13 protein-coding genes are annotated in these 15,709 nt (G+C 50.0%); 12 read left to right on the top strand and 1 reads right to left on the bottom strand.

Annotated elements, in window-relative coordinates; translation table 11 throughout:
- The first annotated feature begins 7 nt into the window (after nucleotides 1–7).
- From BUA14_RS04255 to BUA14_RS04225, 8 genes are all read left to right on the top strand, one after another.
- The gene (locus BUA14_RS04255; protein WP_242954570.1) at nucleotides 8–916 is read left to right on the top strand and encodes an ABC transporter permease; all 909 of its coding nucleotides are present in this window, start codon (nucleotides 8–10) and stop codon (nucleotides 914–916) included.
- A 157-nt stretch (nucleotides 917–1,073) separates the two neighbouring features.
- Nucleotides 1,074–2,192 (top strand): biotin synthase BioB, encoded by a 1,119-nt coding sequence (locus tag BUA14_RS04250; RefSeq protein WP_072771431.1) that lies wholly within the window; start codon nucleotides 1,074–1,076, stop codon nucleotides 2,190–2,192.
- Nucleotides 2,193–2,375: 183 nt separating this feature from the next.
- Entirely contained in the window at nucleotides 2,376–3,473 is a 1,098-nt protein-coding gene (locus tag BUA14_RS04245; protein ID WP_072771430.1) for a GTP-binding protein, read from the top strand.
- A gap of 97 nt (nucleotides 3,474–3,570) precedes the next feature.
- A complete protein-coding gene (gene arsS / locus BUA14_RS04240; protein WP_072771429.1) occupies nucleotides 3,571–5,601 on the top strand; it encodes an arsenosugar biosynthesis radical SAM (seleno)protein ArsS in 2,031 nt (676 codons plus the stop codon).
- A 48-nt stretch (nucleotides 5,602–5,649) separates the two neighbouring features.
- Entirely contained in the window at nucleotides 5,650–7,884 is a 2,235-nt protein-coding gene (locus BUA14_RS27150; protein WP_084078411.1) for an aminotransferase class V-fold PLP-dependent enzyme, read from the top strand.
- A gap of 112 nt (nucleotides 7,885–7,996) precedes the next feature.
- Nucleotides 7,997–8,122, top strand: coding sequence for a hypothetical protein (locus BUA14_RS28715; protein WP_282433330.1), 126 nt, complete (start codon nucleotides 7,997–7,999; stop codon nucleotides 8,120–8,122).
- A 1-nt stretch (nucleotide 8,123) separates the two neighbouring features.
- Complete coding sequence (rpiA, locus tag BUA14_RS04230) at nucleotides 8,124–8,798, top strand: ribose-5-phosphate isomerase RpiA (protein ID WP_072771428.1); 675 nt, start codon at nucleotides 8,124–8,126, stop codon at nucleotides 8,796–8,798.
- 40 nt (nucleotides 8,799–8,838) lie between these two features.
- Nucleotides 8,839–9,354, top strand: a complete 516-nt coding sequence (locus tag BUA14_RS04225) for a GNAT family N-acetyltransferase (RefSeq protein ID WP_072771427.1) — start codon at nucleotides 8,839–8,841, stop codon at nucleotides 9,352–9,354.
- Nucleotides 9,355–9,485: 131 nt separating this feature from the next.
- On the opposite strand, the gene BUA14_RS04220 is transcribed toward BUA14_RS04225, so the two are convergent.
- Nucleotides 9,486–10,241, bottom strand: coding sequence for a type II toxin-antitoxin system prevent-host-death family antitoxin (locus tag BUA14_RS04220; RefSeq protein WP_072771426.1), 756 nt, complete (start codon nucleotides 10,239–10,241; stop codon nucleotides 9,486–9,488).
- Nucleotides 10,242–10,426: 185 nt separating this feature from the next.
- On the opposite strand from BUA14_RS04220, the gene BUA14_RS04215 reads away from it, so the two are divergent.
- The 4 genes from BUA14_RS04215 to BUA14_RS28400 all read left to right on the top strand — a co-directional run bounded on the left by BUA14_RS04215 (nucleotide 10,427) and on the right by BUA14_RS28400 (nucleotide 15,618).
- The gene (locus BUA14_RS04215) at nucleotides 10,427–10,867 is read left to right on the top strand and encodes an MOSC domain-containing protein (RefSeq protein ID WP_072771425.1); all 441 of its coding nucleotides are present in this window, start codon (nucleotides 10,427–10,429) and stop codon (nucleotides 10,865–10,867) included.
- 292 nt (nucleotides 10,868–11,159) lie between these two features.
- On the top strand, nucleotides 11,160–12,119 hold the full coding sequence (gene moaA / locus BUA14_RS04210; protein ID WP_072771424.1) for a GTP 3',8-cyclase MoaA: 960 nt from the start codon (nucleotides 11,160–11,162) through the stop codon (nucleotides 12,117–12,119).
- A 163-nt stretch (nucleotides 12,120–12,282) separates the two neighbouring features.
- Nucleotides 12,283–13,176: an Rpn family recombination-promoting nuclease/putative transposase gene (locus BUA14_RS04205; protein ID WP_427846682.1), complete on the top strand. Its 894-nt coding sequence runs from the start codon at nucleotides 12,283–12,285 to the stop codon at nucleotides 13,174–13,176.
- Nucleotides 13,177–13,395: 219 nt separating this feature from the next.
- Nucleotides 13,396–15,618: a hypothetical protein gene (locus tag BUA14_RS28400; protein WP_072771422.1), complete on the top strand. Its 2,223-nt coding sequence runs from the start codon at nucleotides 13,396–13,398 to the stop codon at nucleotides 15,616–15,618.
- The last annotated feature ends 91 nt before the right edge of the window (nucleotides 15,619–15,709 follow it).

Genomic DNA, 15,709 nt, shown 5'->3' with positions numbered 1-15,709 from the left:
GAAACGCATGCTAATCATCAGCCACGTATTGCTCGCAGCTCTTGTGGCCATCATTTTATTTATGCCTGACACGCGCAAGGTGTACCCATCGACGGCCTTGCTGGTGGCAGTGGCCATCATCGAAGGGCTCTTCCTCCTCGCTCTCTGGCGGAGCAAAAACCGGATCCGCGAAGGATTGCCCGTCGGATGTGTCGACATCATCAGCTTCGCTTGGATGTTGCTCATCATCTGGGAGGTAATGTCAACCAAACTCGGCTTAGCGCACAATGTCCTGATTCCCTCACCGGAAAACGTCTTCCACGTGTTTGTAAGATCAGGCAAGGAGCTGGCTTTCGGTGTGTATTCGTCGCTTACACTTTTGCTGTCCGGCTACATCCTGGGGATGTTCTTCGGGGCAGCTTTGGGCATTATCTGCGGCTGGGTTCCACGCCTACGTGTCATGTTCTATCCTATCGCTAACGTTTTGGCACCTATACCCTCGGTGATCTTCACGCCTTTTTTGGTCATCCTCATGCCCACATACCGCTTGGCTGCCGTCATGGTCATTCTGCTTGGCGTATTCTGGCCCCAGTTTCTCAACATGATTTTGCGGGTCGGGTCGCTGCCCAAGGCGATCATCGACAACGCGCGGGTACTTAAAGTTGGCTATATTACGATGATCACGAAAGTCATTTTTCCCTTTATCGTCCCGGACCTGCTGAAGGGCATGCGCGTGTCCCTGACGACAGGGTTTCTGATGCTGATGTACGCGGAGAGTTTCGGTACGAAATCCGGCATCGGCTACTTCATATCCAACGCCAACGTTTTCGCCAACTATGCCAACATCCTAGCCGGCATCATCGTCTGCGGTATCGTCGTCACCATTCTGAACTACGGTACTGCCTGGCTTCAGGAGAAGCTCACCACATGGCATTAGGCCATCCGGCCAAAGCTGGTTGAGCCCGCACCGAGTGCCGGCACAAGCTGAAGTCAGTACAGGAACAAAAGAACACCTGCCGGCAGCGCCTTAACGAATTGCACAGCCCTACAGATTCGGATCTGATCACACATGAGAAAAACAAGGAGAGAGAATCATGAACGAGGAAACCAAAGCATTTATCGACCGCGTAACCGACGAGAGTCTGCGCGGTGCCGTCCAGCCACGGGAGGCCATTATCCGCATGCTGGCCATGGACCCCAGCTCCGAGGAGGTTGCTTACCTGAAACAGTGCGCCACGAAAATTGCCCATGCCGCATCGGGCGGCTGCGCCGGCATCTCAGGTGCCATCGGCGTGGATCTGTGCAGCTGCGACATGAATTGCAAGTTCTGTTCGTTCGGCACCGAATGGGGGATCGTGACGGAAGACATTGTCTACACCAAAGAAGAGATCATCAATATGGTCCGTGAATACGTCGCAGCAGGCGTGACCACGATAACCCTACGGTCCACGGAATTTTACGATCTCAAAGTGTTGACCGAATGGTTAGGCGACATTCGCCAGCAAGTGCCGGGCGGCTACCTAATCAATCTGAACGTCGGTGAAATGACGCCTGCGATGGCCGAAGCCGCCTATCAGGCGGGTGCGACGAGCGCCTATCACGTGATCCGCCTGCGCGAAGGTACCGACACCCCCTTCAGCGTCGATCTGCGCAAACAGACCATTAAAGCAATTGCCGAGTCGCCGCTGCGCTGGGGAACATGCATTGAGCCGATCGGCATCGAACATACCAACGAGGAGCTTGCCGACCGCATCCTGGAGAATATGGCGATGGGACCCCACAGTATGGGCGTCATGGCGCGCGTAAACGTTCCGGGAACACCTTTCGGGGGTATGGAGCCGATTTCGCAAGAGCGCATGCTGCACATCCTGGCGGCAGTGCGCTTGTCAATCGGCACCCATGTTCACAGCTGCAGCATACATCCCGCCATTCCCGAAGCCCTGTATGCCGGCGGCTGCGGCTTCACGGTGGAGCGCGGAGCAAACCCCCGCGACGCGGCACTCAATAAAAATGTCTGGCGCGGCTTCACCGTCGATGAAGCGAAAAAGCTCATCGAAGACGCAGGCTTTGCCTGCGTGCCGATCGACCCCGACCCGCGCTTTCGCACAGATGGTAGAAATTGGTGGAAGGCCGGGAATCCCGAGGATTACATTATGCCCGATCCGATCGCCAGCGCGACAGGCTGCTGCGGCAAGCAAAAGCCTGGCGGCTGATTGCGCTTTCTTACATGTACTCCAGGATATAATACGGGAGCTGCAAGGGAAAGTAGATTGTCTTTATCCGACGCCGGAGGGAGTGTTTAACGTATTTGCGGGTAAGTACGGGGAGTTGCTGCTCAACGTAGCTTATTCCATGCAGATCTTGTTTAGTTGAAATTGATCCGGAGGAGGAAGGAAATGAACAAAACAAAATTTATGGTCGTCAGCGGTTTTTTAGGCGCCGGTAAAACCACCAGCATGATCGCACTGGCGCAATCTATCGACCAAAGCGGCGGGAAAGCGGCGATTATCGCCAATGATCTGGGTGCCAAAAATCTGGTTGACGCAGACTTTACCTCGACCACGGATTGTTACGTAACGCCGCTGGCCGGCGGCTGCATCTGTTATCAAACGGAGGCACTGGTGGGGATTCTGCGCAAAATCCGCAACAGCGTTCAGCCCGACCTTATCATGTCTGACATCCCGGGCTGTGGCATCGGGGCGCTGGACCTTGTATATCATCGTCTGCATAAGGATTACGGAGAGGAGTTCCGGCTGGCTCCCTTCCTGGTTGTCGTGGACCCGGAAAGGCTGCGGATGATCATGCCGGAACAGGCGGATATCCATCTGCCTGAGGAAATGAAATTTTTGCTCAGTGCCCAGCTTGAGGAAGCGGATGCCGTTGTTCTCAATAAGATCGATCTGCTTTCCGGAGAAGACGTTGAAAAATATATGGGTTTTCTCCGGGAGGCTTGCCCGGATGTGCCGGTGTACGCGATTTCGGCCAAAGCGAAGACTAATATCCAGGACGTCGTAGATCATATCATGACCAACGACGCCAAACTGAAGGTCGTCGATATCGGTTACGGGGGACTCGAATTCATTGCGGCAGAAAACAAGCTCAGCTGGTACAACCGACGTTTTTTTCTGAAGAGCAAAGAGGGTTCAGCCGTCGATTATAACCAAGTCATCCACGATTACATCGAATTTTTCCGGGAAAAATTGATTGAAAACAGACGCAATGTGCCCCATTTGAAGCTCTTCGCCACCGGTGCGGAAAAAGACTTCAGCAAAGCTTCCCTCCTCGGTGTCGATTATGATTCGGAATATGAACGGAAGCTTGAAGGGCAATATGATAAGCTGCGTGTGATCATCAATGCCCGGGCGGCTTGTGAATCCCAGCTGCTGATCAGGCTTATGGACGAATCCCTGGAAGAGACGGCGGCAAAGCATCATTTAAGCTGTGATGTGTTCTTCACGGAGTGCTTCGGCATGATGGACGAAGGGTTAGAATGAGATAAAAGTGAGATAAAAGTGAGATAAAAGTGAGATAAAAGTGAGATAAGAGTGAGATAAGAGTGAGATAAGAGTGAGATAGAAATAAGGTGAAAGTATGATCGATAACAGGGATCAAATTAAAGAATATTATGGCAAGATCCTGCAGGGCAGTGAGGATTTAAGGACAAATGCCTGCAGCTGCGGGAGCCCGCCGCCGAAGTATGTCCGCGATGTGCTGCCGTTGATTGCGCCGGAGATCGCCGAGCGTTTTTACGGCTGCGGCTCACCCCTGCCCCCCGCTCTGGAGGGCTGCACCGTTCTGGATCTGGGCTGCGGCACCGGCCGGGACACCTATGTAGCTTCAAAGCTTGTGGGATCCCAGGGCCGGGTGATCGGAGTGGATATGACAGCGGAGCAAATCGGAATCGCCCAGAAATATCAGAGCACCCAGGCCAAAGTCTTCGGTTACGCAGCATCCAATGTCATCTTCCGGCAGGGCTATATCGAAGATCTGGAGAGCCTGGGGATTGAGAGCGGCACCATGGATGTAGTGATCTCCAATTGCGTAATCAACCTTTCGCCCTTCAAGGAACGGGTGTTCCGGGAGATCTACCGTGTGCTGAAAGACGGCGGGGAATTGTATTTTTCCGATATTTTCGCAGACCGGCGCGTGCCCGCCAGGTTGAACGAGGACCTGGTCCTGCGGGGGGAATGCCTCGGGGGCGCCCTCTATACAGAGGATTTCCGCCGATTAATGCAAAAATGCGGCTGGGCAAACTTCTATTATACAGCCATTGATCCTGTTCATATCACCGACGCCGAAACTATTTTAAAGGTAGGCGACATCATTTTCACCTCCCGTACGGTACGCGCCCTGAAAACAGCATCCCTTGAGGACCGAGAGGAGGACTACGGGCAGACCGCGGTGTATCTCGGTACAATGGCTGAGAATAAACGCTATTTTGACCTTAGCACCTTTTATCGTTTTCGCAAAGACCGTCCTGCTTTCATCAGCGGCAATGCCGGCACCATGCTGCAGGAGACGCGCTATGGCCGCCACTTCCGCATCACGGGAGACCCTAGCCTTCATTATGGACTGTTCGCGTCTGCCGGGGATGAAGTGGTGCCCGTAAGCCACGAGTCAAAGGAAGAGGTCCCCAGGATCACTTTGGCCATGCTGGAAGAAGAATGCGCTAAACAAGGCATCAAGCCCTTTCACGAGCGGGTGGGATATCCCAATCTTTTGCGGGCCAGGCCCCGGCTTGATACCCTGCAGGTTAATGTGGGTTATGGCTGCAATCTGGCTTGCAGCCATTGCTTCCTGGAATGCGGGCCGGACCGCACCGAGACCATGAGCAGGGAAACCATGGCGGAATGCCTGCAAGTTTTCCGGGAAGGCGGATTCAGGACCATGGATATCACCGGCGGCTCGCCGGAGATGAACCCCGCCCTGGCATGGTTCATCCGGGAGGCCTCCGCTTTAGGTCAAATCATAGTCCGCACCAACCTGGTGATTTTAGATGATGCCAGGTACGCTCATCTGATCGGCGTCTATAAGGAAGGCAAGGTCAAGCTGGTTGCCTCCCTTCCTTCTTATACGGAGGAAGGCGTCGATGCTCAGCGGGGGAACAAGGTCTTTGCCGTTGTGGTCAAGGTCTTACAGGAACTGAATTCCGTCGGTTACGGCAGAGATCCGCAATTGGCCCTGGATCTTGTTTATAACGTGGCAGGCCCCTTCCTGCCGCCGGATCAGTCTTCACTGGAAGAAGTTTATAAAAAAGCGTTGAAACAGAATTATGGTGTCGACTTCAATCATCTGCTGGCCCTGGGCAATTGTCCCCTCGGGCGATTCGGCAAAGCCTTGAAGAAAACGGGGAAATTCGGGTATTTTCTGAAACTGCAGAGTGATCATTTTAATCCGGCAACGGTGCCCCATATCATGTGCCGTGATCAGCTCAATGTGGATTGGGACGGCGGTCTTTATGATTGTGACTATAATCATGTGCTGGGGCTGCCGATTATTGGTCCGGCCAAAATAGGGGAACTGATCGGCCGTTCGCCGATGGTCCGGGATATCGTTACCCATCCGGTCTGCTACAGCTGTACGGCGGCTTCCGGCAGCAGCTGCGGCGGCAGCCTGACCTAATAAGGAAGGAGAAGGCAATGACCGAAAAAAGCGCAAGGAGGAAGGGCAATGATTAGAGAAACCTCACATATCCCCCAGACCCCTTATCATAAATATCAAAGCAGCCTTGACGACATTGAACCGGCTCAAATGGATAAAATCACGGCGGTTGTTCTGGCTACCGATGTCCGCAAAATCCCTGTAACCGTCGAACTTGGTCCGGACCAGGCGTTGAAAATGACAGAAGCGGAGATTAAAGCCTTTCATCGGAAAGCCAAGGATATCGACCAAAAGAACCCGGCGCCCCGGCCCTTGCAGATCTATGACGGCGGGATCATTATTCACCGGGTGATTCAAAACATACTGGAGGCGGGAATAAGGGATATCTACCTTTTGGTTGAAAATTATGCTGATGAAATCGCCGCCGCTGTTCAGGATCTGGCTGTTCAGCTTATTCCCTATGACCGGGCCAGGGTGGACCAAATCAATGCCACCCATAAATTTGAAATCAAGCATTATTCCCTCGGGCAACTAACCCTATTCAAGGAACTGCTCCAACAATCCGGGGGCGACTCCTGTCTGTTGTTGGCCGGTGATCAGGTTCAGCTGCAAGTCCGTCACATCAAAAAGATGCGCGCCGCTTTTGAGGCCAATCCTCAGGGCGAAATCTTCACCTCCTATGCCGAATGGCGTGGCGGAACCCCTATCCTGCTCAGCAAATCCTTATTGGCAAAGGTCACGGAAAAAAGCTTTCATTCCCTGGCAATTGCCGGCATAAGCGTGCCGATTCGCTTATATGAAGCCGAATCCGTCCTCTTGGGGGAAGATAAGGCTTACGGCCCGGTGCTCTTTCCCGAAGGATATGAGGGGTTTGTAAAAAATATAGAAATGCCTGCTTTGCGGGCAGTGAGAAAGGCCCGTGCCCAACCGTCCCCCGCGGAAATTCAGGCGGCCCGCAGAAAAGGGCTGAAGCCTTCAGAGTTTGTGACCAAAGCCAAAACCTGTCTGGATAAAATTGATCAGCTGTTGGCGAAACAGCCTGTTGAAGATTTGGCCTACTGGGATAACTGGGCGAAAAGAAACCGCAAAGACTTCCCGCTGCTTTCCTCCCTTGAGCATGGAGATTCCCTTGTCTATTTAGATTCGGCAGCCACAACCCAAAGACCCTACCAGGTTATGGAGGCGGGAAACGAATTTGTCCGTTCTTATCATGCCAATATCTGGCGCGGCTATTATCAGATTTCCGGGGACGCTACCGCTCAATATGAAGCTGCCCGGGAAAAGATTGCTCATTTGATCAATGGCGAAGCTCATGAAATCATTTTTACCGGCAATACTTCGGCAAGCTGCAATTTAGTGGCTCAAGCCTGGGGTTTATTTAACCTGAAAAAGGGCGATCTCATTTTAGTTGCCCTTTCCGAGCATCATTCCAACCTGATGCCCTGGCAATTCCTGGGGGACTATCTGGGCGTTGCCCTCAAATATATTCCCATCGACCCCAGCGGCCGTCTGGATAGGCATGCCTATAAAGAGCTTTTAAAAGAAGGACCCAAACTGGTTTGCGTTGCCCAGATCTCCAATGTCCTCGGCTTATTAAACCCGATCAAAGCAATGACCCGGCTGGCCCATGAGGCTGGCGCCGTGGTGCTGGTCGATGCGGCCCAATCCATCCAGCATATCAAGATCGATGTGAAAGACCTGGACGCCGATTTTCTGGCTTTTTCCGGTCATAAAATCTATGGCCCTACGGGGATCGGCGTACTTTGGGCCGCGGAAAGGATCCATGAGCAGATGCGTCCGGTAGCTGTGGGCGGCGGTGAAATATCGGAAGTAGGACTGAGCGGTTTTTATCACCGCCGGGTCCCCTATTGCTTTGAACTGGGCACGCCTCCTATTGAACAAGTGATCGGCATGGGGGCGGCCGCCGAATATCTGGAAGACTTAGGGCTGGACAATGTGGAAAAGCATTCCCGGGCTATGTCTCAATATGCCCTGCTAGCTTTGAGCACCCTGGATTCTGCCTGCGTCCGGGGCGATCATTCCCGGGAGGACGGGGGGCTCGGGCTGATTTCCTTTACCAATTTTGGGGTGGGCAACAGCCAGCCTGCTTTCGTTCTCGGCCATTTAGGAGTTTGCGTTCGCGGGAATACCCACTGCGCCATCCATTTCATGACCCGCATAGGTATTTACGGCACCACCAGGGTAGGTATGGGTGTTTACACCACGAAAGAAGATATTGAGGCCCTGGTTTTTGCTCTGAGTATTATGGAGGAAAAATTCAAAGGAAGTGATTACAGACCGTGAAAACAATACGTGCTTGAGGCGGAGGAATTGGCTTGCCTTATACCGAATTGTGAAAGTACGGTTATGAACAGATATTGCTGGTGTTATGGCATTGAAGAGAAAGGGTGAAAATATGGATCAGAATGACTGCTCTCAAATCGTGCTGTCCTATGTATCCGGCAAATTTGGAATGGATGAAAAAACAGCGCGAAAGGTATGGGCAGCTTTTGGCCTGGGAATGTGGGGAGGCAGTGCTTGAGATGTGCCGGATAAAGGAAAAACAACAGGCCGGTGAAAAAGCAGCGGAGTATGTACGCGATGGTATGGTCGTTGGTCTGGGTACAGGTTCAACAGTATTCTATACCATTCGAAAAATTGTCGAACTGGTCAAAAACGGGATGAAGATCCAGGGGGTTTCCACCTCAAAATCGACGACGGAACTTGCCGGCAGTTTGGGAATCGAGCTGGTTTCCATTAATGATGTGGAGACAATTGACCTTACGATCGATGGCGCTGACGAAATTGATCAGAAGTTGAATGGAATCAAAGGCGGTGGGGGAGCTTTATTCTTTGAAAAAGTTGTTGCTTACGCGTCGGCTAAAGTGATTTGGGTAGTGGACGCCGGCAAAATGGCGCCAAAACTGGGAGGAGTTCCCGTGCCGGTGGAGGTGAGCCCATTCGGGTATCGCCAGGTTTATAAAAGATTGAGTGTGGAAGGGTTAAACCCTGTTATGAGGCTTGAGAGCGGTCAACCCTTTCGGACGGACAGTGATCATTATATTCTGGACTTATATCCTGACAACCTTGATCATCCCGGAGAATTAGGAGCATGGCTGAAGGAAATCCCCGGTGTTATCGAACATGGCTTGTTTATCGATTGTGCAGCGGAAGTCTTAGTCGGCAGGGGGGATTCGGTTGTTAGTGTGTTAAGGTGATATTCAGGCGAAAATTTGTCAAGAATTAAAGGAGTGGATTATGGATATCATTCCAGCTTCCGAAAAACATCTGGAAAGGGTCTGCCGTTTATGCCGGAGCTGTTCCGCACATATGTTCAGTAACCAAATAGACCAATGGGATGAGATTTATCCTGATCGAAAAGTTTTTCTTGACGATATCCGCAGTGAATCCTTATATCTTGTACTGGATGATGAATCCGGGGAAGCGATCGCGTGTATTGTCATCAATGAAGAGCAAGATCCGGAATATAAAGAAGTCAGTTGGCAATATGAAAGGGAAAGAATTGCCGTCATTCACAGGTTAATGGTACACCCGCAATATGAAGGCCGGGGAATTGCCCGGCAGCTGATAAGGTACGTTGAGGAGCTGGCGCAGAGCAGGAAATATGAGGCGATCCGTCTGGATGTCTTTGCAAAAAATCCGAAAGCGGTAAGTTTTTATCATCAATTAGGCTACCAAATAGCCGGTAAGGTGCGCTTTCGCAAAGGAGAATTTCTTTGTTGTGAAAAACTCCTTCAAGTTCACTATGCATAGTCAAAAGCGACAAATATTACTGTGATAGAATTGAATCACATTTTCAAGACCATTGGATAGAGTTGGGATGCTGTGGCTCAAACGTCATTGCGTGCCGGGAAATGCTTTAGCAGGCGCTTGTGTATTTCAATTCAGTCTTTCGGGGTTTTGGGCCGGATCTCCTCAAAAAGATCGGGCAGGCGTATCTCCAGGCCCGGGAAAAGCGGAGAACGGACGATATCATCCTCCCGGAGGATGATCAGGCGTTCGATATCCCTTTCTCCGGAAAAAGCATAGTGAGTGATGCTCCGCTCCGCCAAATCCACAATCCAGTATTCCCGGACGCCGCTTTTCATGTAAAGGTTTAACTTCGTCACCATATCCTTGCCCTTCGTGGATGGGGACAGGACTTCCACCACCAAAGAGGGAATCCCCTCGTAGCGGTTGTCGGCATTGACTTTGTCTTCGTCGCAGACCACCACGATATCCGGCTGCACCACATTGGGATCTTCCTCAAATTTAGTCGCATAGCCGAAGAGCCTTACGTCCAGGGGCGCGGTCAAAGACCGGCAGGGTTTTCCTTTAAAATAGTTGTAAAAATACCCCGCTATTTCGTTGAGTACCACCTGGTGATCAAAAGCAGGGGAGGCCAGCAGGTAGACTTCACCGTCGATCAGTTCGTAGCGCTGATCGGAGGATTCCACCAGTTCCATATACTCTTCATAGCTGATCTTTCTGGTTGTTTTGTACTTTAACGCTTCTTCGTGGATCAAAAAATAATCCGGTTCGTTATAGCGGGTGAGCTTGGCGACGCTCCGGCCGTTCTTGGTAATAATGATATCTTCCTTTTCGGTCAGGGCCAGATATTTGCCGAAGGCGTTTTGCAGGTCCGTGGCATTGATCCGCATGGGACCACCTCCATTTGCTTTATTAGCTATTAATATAAATTGATATAGCTATTTTGTCAATGGTGAATTAGCTATTTTTCTTAACAACGGTAAGCTGGGTATTCTGTCCACGAAAAATGCATTAAGCAAAAAGAAAGCGTTAAGCAATAGGAAAAATTTTATTTAATGTAAGGGGAGTAAAAAGAATGGGTAAAATCATTGCTGTTTGTACCAGTCCGAAAAAAGGGATGCGCAAAAAAAACATAGGTGAAGGGACGCTCCAAGTTAAATTTGGAATTGAAGGAGATGCCCATGGGGGTGATTGGCATCGCCAGGTCAGCCTGCTCGCTATGGAAAGCATACAAAAGATGCAAGCCAAGGGATTGGATGTTGGACCAGGTGACTTTGCCGAAAATCTGACAACGGAAGGAATTGATCTCGTTAGTCTGCCGCTCGGAACAAAACTTAAGATCGGCGAAAACGGTTTAGGGGAAGTCACGCAAATTGGTAAGGAGTGTCATGCTCGCTGTGCAATTTATTATCAGGCTGGAGATTGTGTCATGCCCAGAGAGGGAATATTCATCCGGGTGCTGGAGGGCGGTCCAGTCCGGGTGGGTGATTCTATTGAAGCGATTGAGAATGATTAAGGCGGCGTAATCGCGGTCAGTGATAATGAGCAAGGAACAAACGCAAAGCTGCCTCACACACATAAAAGTTTGAGGCGGCTTTGCGTTTGTCTCATTTGTTTCAATTTAAGAAAAAGTTTTCAAAAATGACAAAAGACAAAAATGAATTTGCTGAAATAATTACGAGAACAGCCACAAAACCCTCATTTAACAAGTGTTTGCTAGTTTTTCTTTTGCCTATACCAGCTTGGCATGTGAATTGCATACTTATTAGAAACAGAGACAGCCCCCTATGTTTAAGGAGTGTGGAATTATGCTGGATTCCTATGGAAGAGATATTAACTATCTGCGGATATCTGTAACAGGGATGTGCAATTTAAGGTGTAACTACTGTATGCCGGAAGAGGGAATCAAAAAGAAGGCCCATAAGGAAATTCTCAGCCTCGAAACAATTGAGCAAATAGCTTTCAGCGCCGTTAATTTGGGTTTTCAAAAGATAAGAATTACAGGGGGAGAACCTCTTGTCAGGAAGGGAATTATCGATGTTATTGAGCAGATTGCTCAGCTTAAATCACGGGGATTAAAAGATTTAGGACTAACGACGAACGGAACCTTACTCAGTGGGTATGCAGATGAGCTCAAGAAAATAGGACTAACAAGAGTGAATATTAGCCTCGATAGCTTGGATGAGGAGAAATATGCTCAGATTACGAGAGGCGGCAAGCTTTCTGCTGTTCTTGAAGGAATTGAAGCGGCTAAAGAGGCCAAGTTATGGCCTCTGAAGATCAACGTTGTCCTTATCGGCGGGTTCAATGATGATGAAATCGAAGAATTTGTGAATTTGACCAGGGAAGATGATGTTGAAATTCGCTTCATAGAACTCATGCCCATAGGAGAAGCAAGCTGCTGGGATCAAGAACATTTTTTATCAGGTACGGAGATTTTAAAAAGAGTTCCGCAATTGCTGCCTTTGGCTGTTAAAGGGCAGGGAGCAGTGGCACGTCTCTATAAACTTCCCAACAGTAAAGGCAGAGTGGGAATTATCAGTCCCTTGAACAATCATTTCTGTAACTCTTGCAATCGAATTAGAATTACCCCTGATGGGAAGCTTAAACCCTGTCTGCATTCTGATCTTGAATTGGATATCCGCAATTATGGTGAAAATTATGAGGGTTTTTTATTGGATGGTGTTTTTGCCAAACCCAATCGACACTCTATGCAAAACGAGAATTATGAGCCGATTTTACGCAACATGAATGAGATAGGCGGGTGAACTTCTATGCCTAAAGCGGACATTGGCCATCCCTACTCATTAGGATGGGCCTGGCCTTGAATGATCCATCGAACAGAGAATAATCATGTCTGCATGAAAAGATTATGGTATAATATGGGTAGCCTACTGTAGGAGATGTTTAATGAGAAAGGCAGGTGAAAGTATGAAGGAGTTCATCAGTCTTAAAATCGACTACGCCTTCAAGCTTATTTTTGGCAAAGAAGGCAATGAAGCCATCCTGATCGCCTTTCTCAATGCTGCCCTCAAGTTGCCCCAGGAACGCCGGATCGAGGCAATTACGATTATGAATCCGGAATTGAACAAAGAATACCAAGGAGATAAAAAGTCGATCCTTGATGTTCGGGCCGAGACCAGTGAAGGGGTGCAGATTAATATCGAAATCCAGTTGAGCAATCAATATGACATGGAGAAACGTTCGCTTTACTATTGGGCTGAGATGTACTCCCGCCAGATTCGCGAAGGGATGGCCTATAAAGAACTAGCCAAAGCGGTTACGATCAATATTTTGGATTTTAATTATTTGAAGCAGACTCCCAACTACCATAATATGTTTCACCTCTATGAAGATGAAGAGAAATTTCAGCTGACCGATGCTCTGGAAATGCACTTCATGGAGCTGCCCAAGTTGCTGACAAAGTGGAGGAACCGGGAAATCAGTCCCTGGGAAAATGAATTGGCACGCTGGTTATTGCTCCTGGAAGGAGCGGATAATCAGGAAATCTTGCAGACATTGGAGGAGATTGCTATGAAAGATCCCGTACTGCATCAAGCGATGACCGCTTGGGAGGAAACGAGTGATGATCCGAGAATCAGAGAAGCCTATTTTGATCGGCGCAAGGCTGTGCTGGATGAAAAAGCAGCCATCAGAGAGGCTGAGCTTCGGTTGAAAGAAGCCCTTGAAAAGGGCAGAGCGGCAGGCATAGCAGCAGGTAAAGCGGAAGTAGCCAAAAAGCTCTTAGACCTGGGCTTTGAAATAACGAAAGTTGCCGAAGCGACAGGGTTGTCTGAAAAAGATATCAAGAGCTTAAAAGATTGATTTCCAATGGAATGCGTAGAATTCAGAAGGATTAAGTGGGGATATTTCCAAGTGAAAAGGAAAAATTGAAGCCTAAGATCGGTTCTTCCGTTCTTAGGCTTCAATTTTTCCTGAATTATATATCGCCGGAAAAGAATAAGCAGTTCCTCCTGCAGGTGCATATTATATTCCAGTGAGCTTTCAGGATGACCTTGACAGGCAGGAGGACTGAGTCTGGGCATGTTATTTGAGCGTGAAGACTGGAAATTATTCAGAAATATGGAGACACTGCCCCAAAAAGCAGGGGTGCCGGAAAGTAAATTATCTATGCTGGTCTGCAAAGAACTGGTGGATAATGCCCTGGATTTGTGCGGTGCTTGCGAGATTGGTTACGAGGGTGATTTCTTTTATGTCAAGGATCGTGGCGCCGGTCTGGACCCGGATTTGTTTTCCATCAGCAGGCCCCTGCGATCCTCCAAGTATTTACGCCTGCCCACCAGAGGGGCATTGGGCAACGGTCTGCGTGTGGTCGCCGGGGCGGTGGCCGCCTCGGGGGGCGAGCTCCATGTTTGCACCCGGGGCAAGCATTACAGGATCCATTTCCAAAAGGATGGGACGGCTCTCCCGGAATGTTTAAAGGATTATCCCGAAGAGGGGACAAAAATCAGCTTTAATCTGGGTGAAATGCCCCTTAATTTAAATTGGGCGAGTATGGCCATTGATTATGCCCGTGGAGAAATCTACCGGGGAAAAACTTCGCCCTGGTGGTATACCAGCGAGAATTTCTTTGAATTGTTTCAAGCCTTCCGGGGCTCGGTCCGGGATCTGATCACCCAGTTTGACGGCTGCACCGGCGGCAAAGCGGGAAAAATAGCCGGTGAATATACCAAGACCCCTGCCGCTGCTTTAAGTTTTACAGAAACGGAAGCACTTTTGGCTCAGCTCAGAGGAGCGGTTAAAAATATTAACCCGGAGAGGCTGGGGAAGATCGGCAGCCTGGAGAGTTGGAGCGGTTACTGGAAATCCACCGGCACCTTTAAGGTCAGGACGATCAAAGGGGAACATGAGGCTGAAATCCCCTTTGTTCTGGAAACCTACGCCGCGCCTTCCGATATGCCCCATATCACGGTGCTGCTCAACAAATCCCCAATAACCGGTGAGGTCAATGCCTACCACGATAAGAATACCCTGAGTATTTTCGGCTGCGGCCTGTATTGCGATGTGAAGGCCAAACCTGCCTTTTTGTTGATCAATATCATGACCCCCTATATCCCGATTGTGACGGACGGGAAAGAGCCGGATCTCTCGGTTGTCGCCTCCAAGTTGGTCGAGGGGATTAAAAAGACCCTCAGCAGAGCTCAAAAATCCCTGTCTGGCGCGGTGGCGGGGAAAAAGAGATCCCAGAAAGAAGTTGTGGGAGAATGCCTGCAGGAAGCTATTGCCAAAGCCAGCGGCAACGGAGAATACCGCTTCAGCCTGCGTCAGCTCTATTATGCCGTCCGGCCCTACGTGATCAGGGAAACCGGCAGAGAACCGGATTATCCTTATTTTTGTAAGGAACTGATCGGCGGCTATGAGGCGGAACACGGAGACATTCCACTGATGTACCGGGATGAGCGGGGAACCCTGTACCATCCCCATTCCGGCCGGGATATCTCCATCGGCACCATCGCGGTGGAAAATTACCATAAGCCGGCCTGGACCTTCAATAAAGTCCTGTATATTGAAAAAGAGGGCTTCTTCCATGTGCTCAAGGAAAAGAAGATTCCGGAGAAATACGATCTGGCCTTGCTTACCAGCAAAGGTTACGCCAGCCGGGCGGTGAAGGATTTGCTGGATGCCCTTGGGGAACATGGGGAGGAGGAGATCACGTTTTTCTGCATTCATGACGCGGATGCTTATGGCACCCTCATCTATGAGACCTTGCAAAACGAAACCAGGGCCAGACCAGGACGCAAAGTCAAGATCATCAATCTGGGGCTGGACCCTGAAGAAGCGGTGGACATGGGGCTGGAGATCGAAGAGGTGGAAACAGGCCGCAAAAGGGCTGTGGCCGGCTATCTTGATCCCAGGTGGGAGAATTGGCTGCAGGGGCACAGGGTGGAGCTGAATGCTATGAGCACCCCTCAGTTCCTGGCCTGGCTGGAAGGAAAAATCAGGCTTTACGATCAAGGCAAAGTGATGCCGCCGGAAAATATCATGGAGGAGAGCCTGGAGCAAAGCCTTGAAGCGAAATTGGGCCGGGTCATCGCTGATGAGATCCTGGAACAGAATCATTATGATGATCAGGTAGCAACAGCAGTCCGGCAGGTTAAACAGCGTTATCACGACAGCCAAACCTGCGGCAGCCAGGCTCCTTTAAAGGAGACGGTGCAGGCAGAGCTGGCCAGGGAACCGGTCAACCTCTGGAAAGATGTGGTGGAAGAGGTATCCGAGGGGATCATTAAAAATTACCGTTTTTGAAATTTATTCATCTAGATGAGTCAGCTTAGAATTGCCGGATTTTTAAACAGAAGGGGCTGTACTGTGCCTGGAGCCGGCTGTCTATAACTGG

Source organism: Desulfitobacterium chlororespirans DSM 11544 (genome assembly GCF_900143285.1).
GTDB lineage: Bacteria > Bacillota > Desulfitobacteriia > Desulfitobacteriales > Desulfitobacteriaceae > Desulfitobacterium > Desulfitobacterium chlororespirans.
This window is presented reverse-complemented; position numbering and strand designations above follow the sequence as displayed.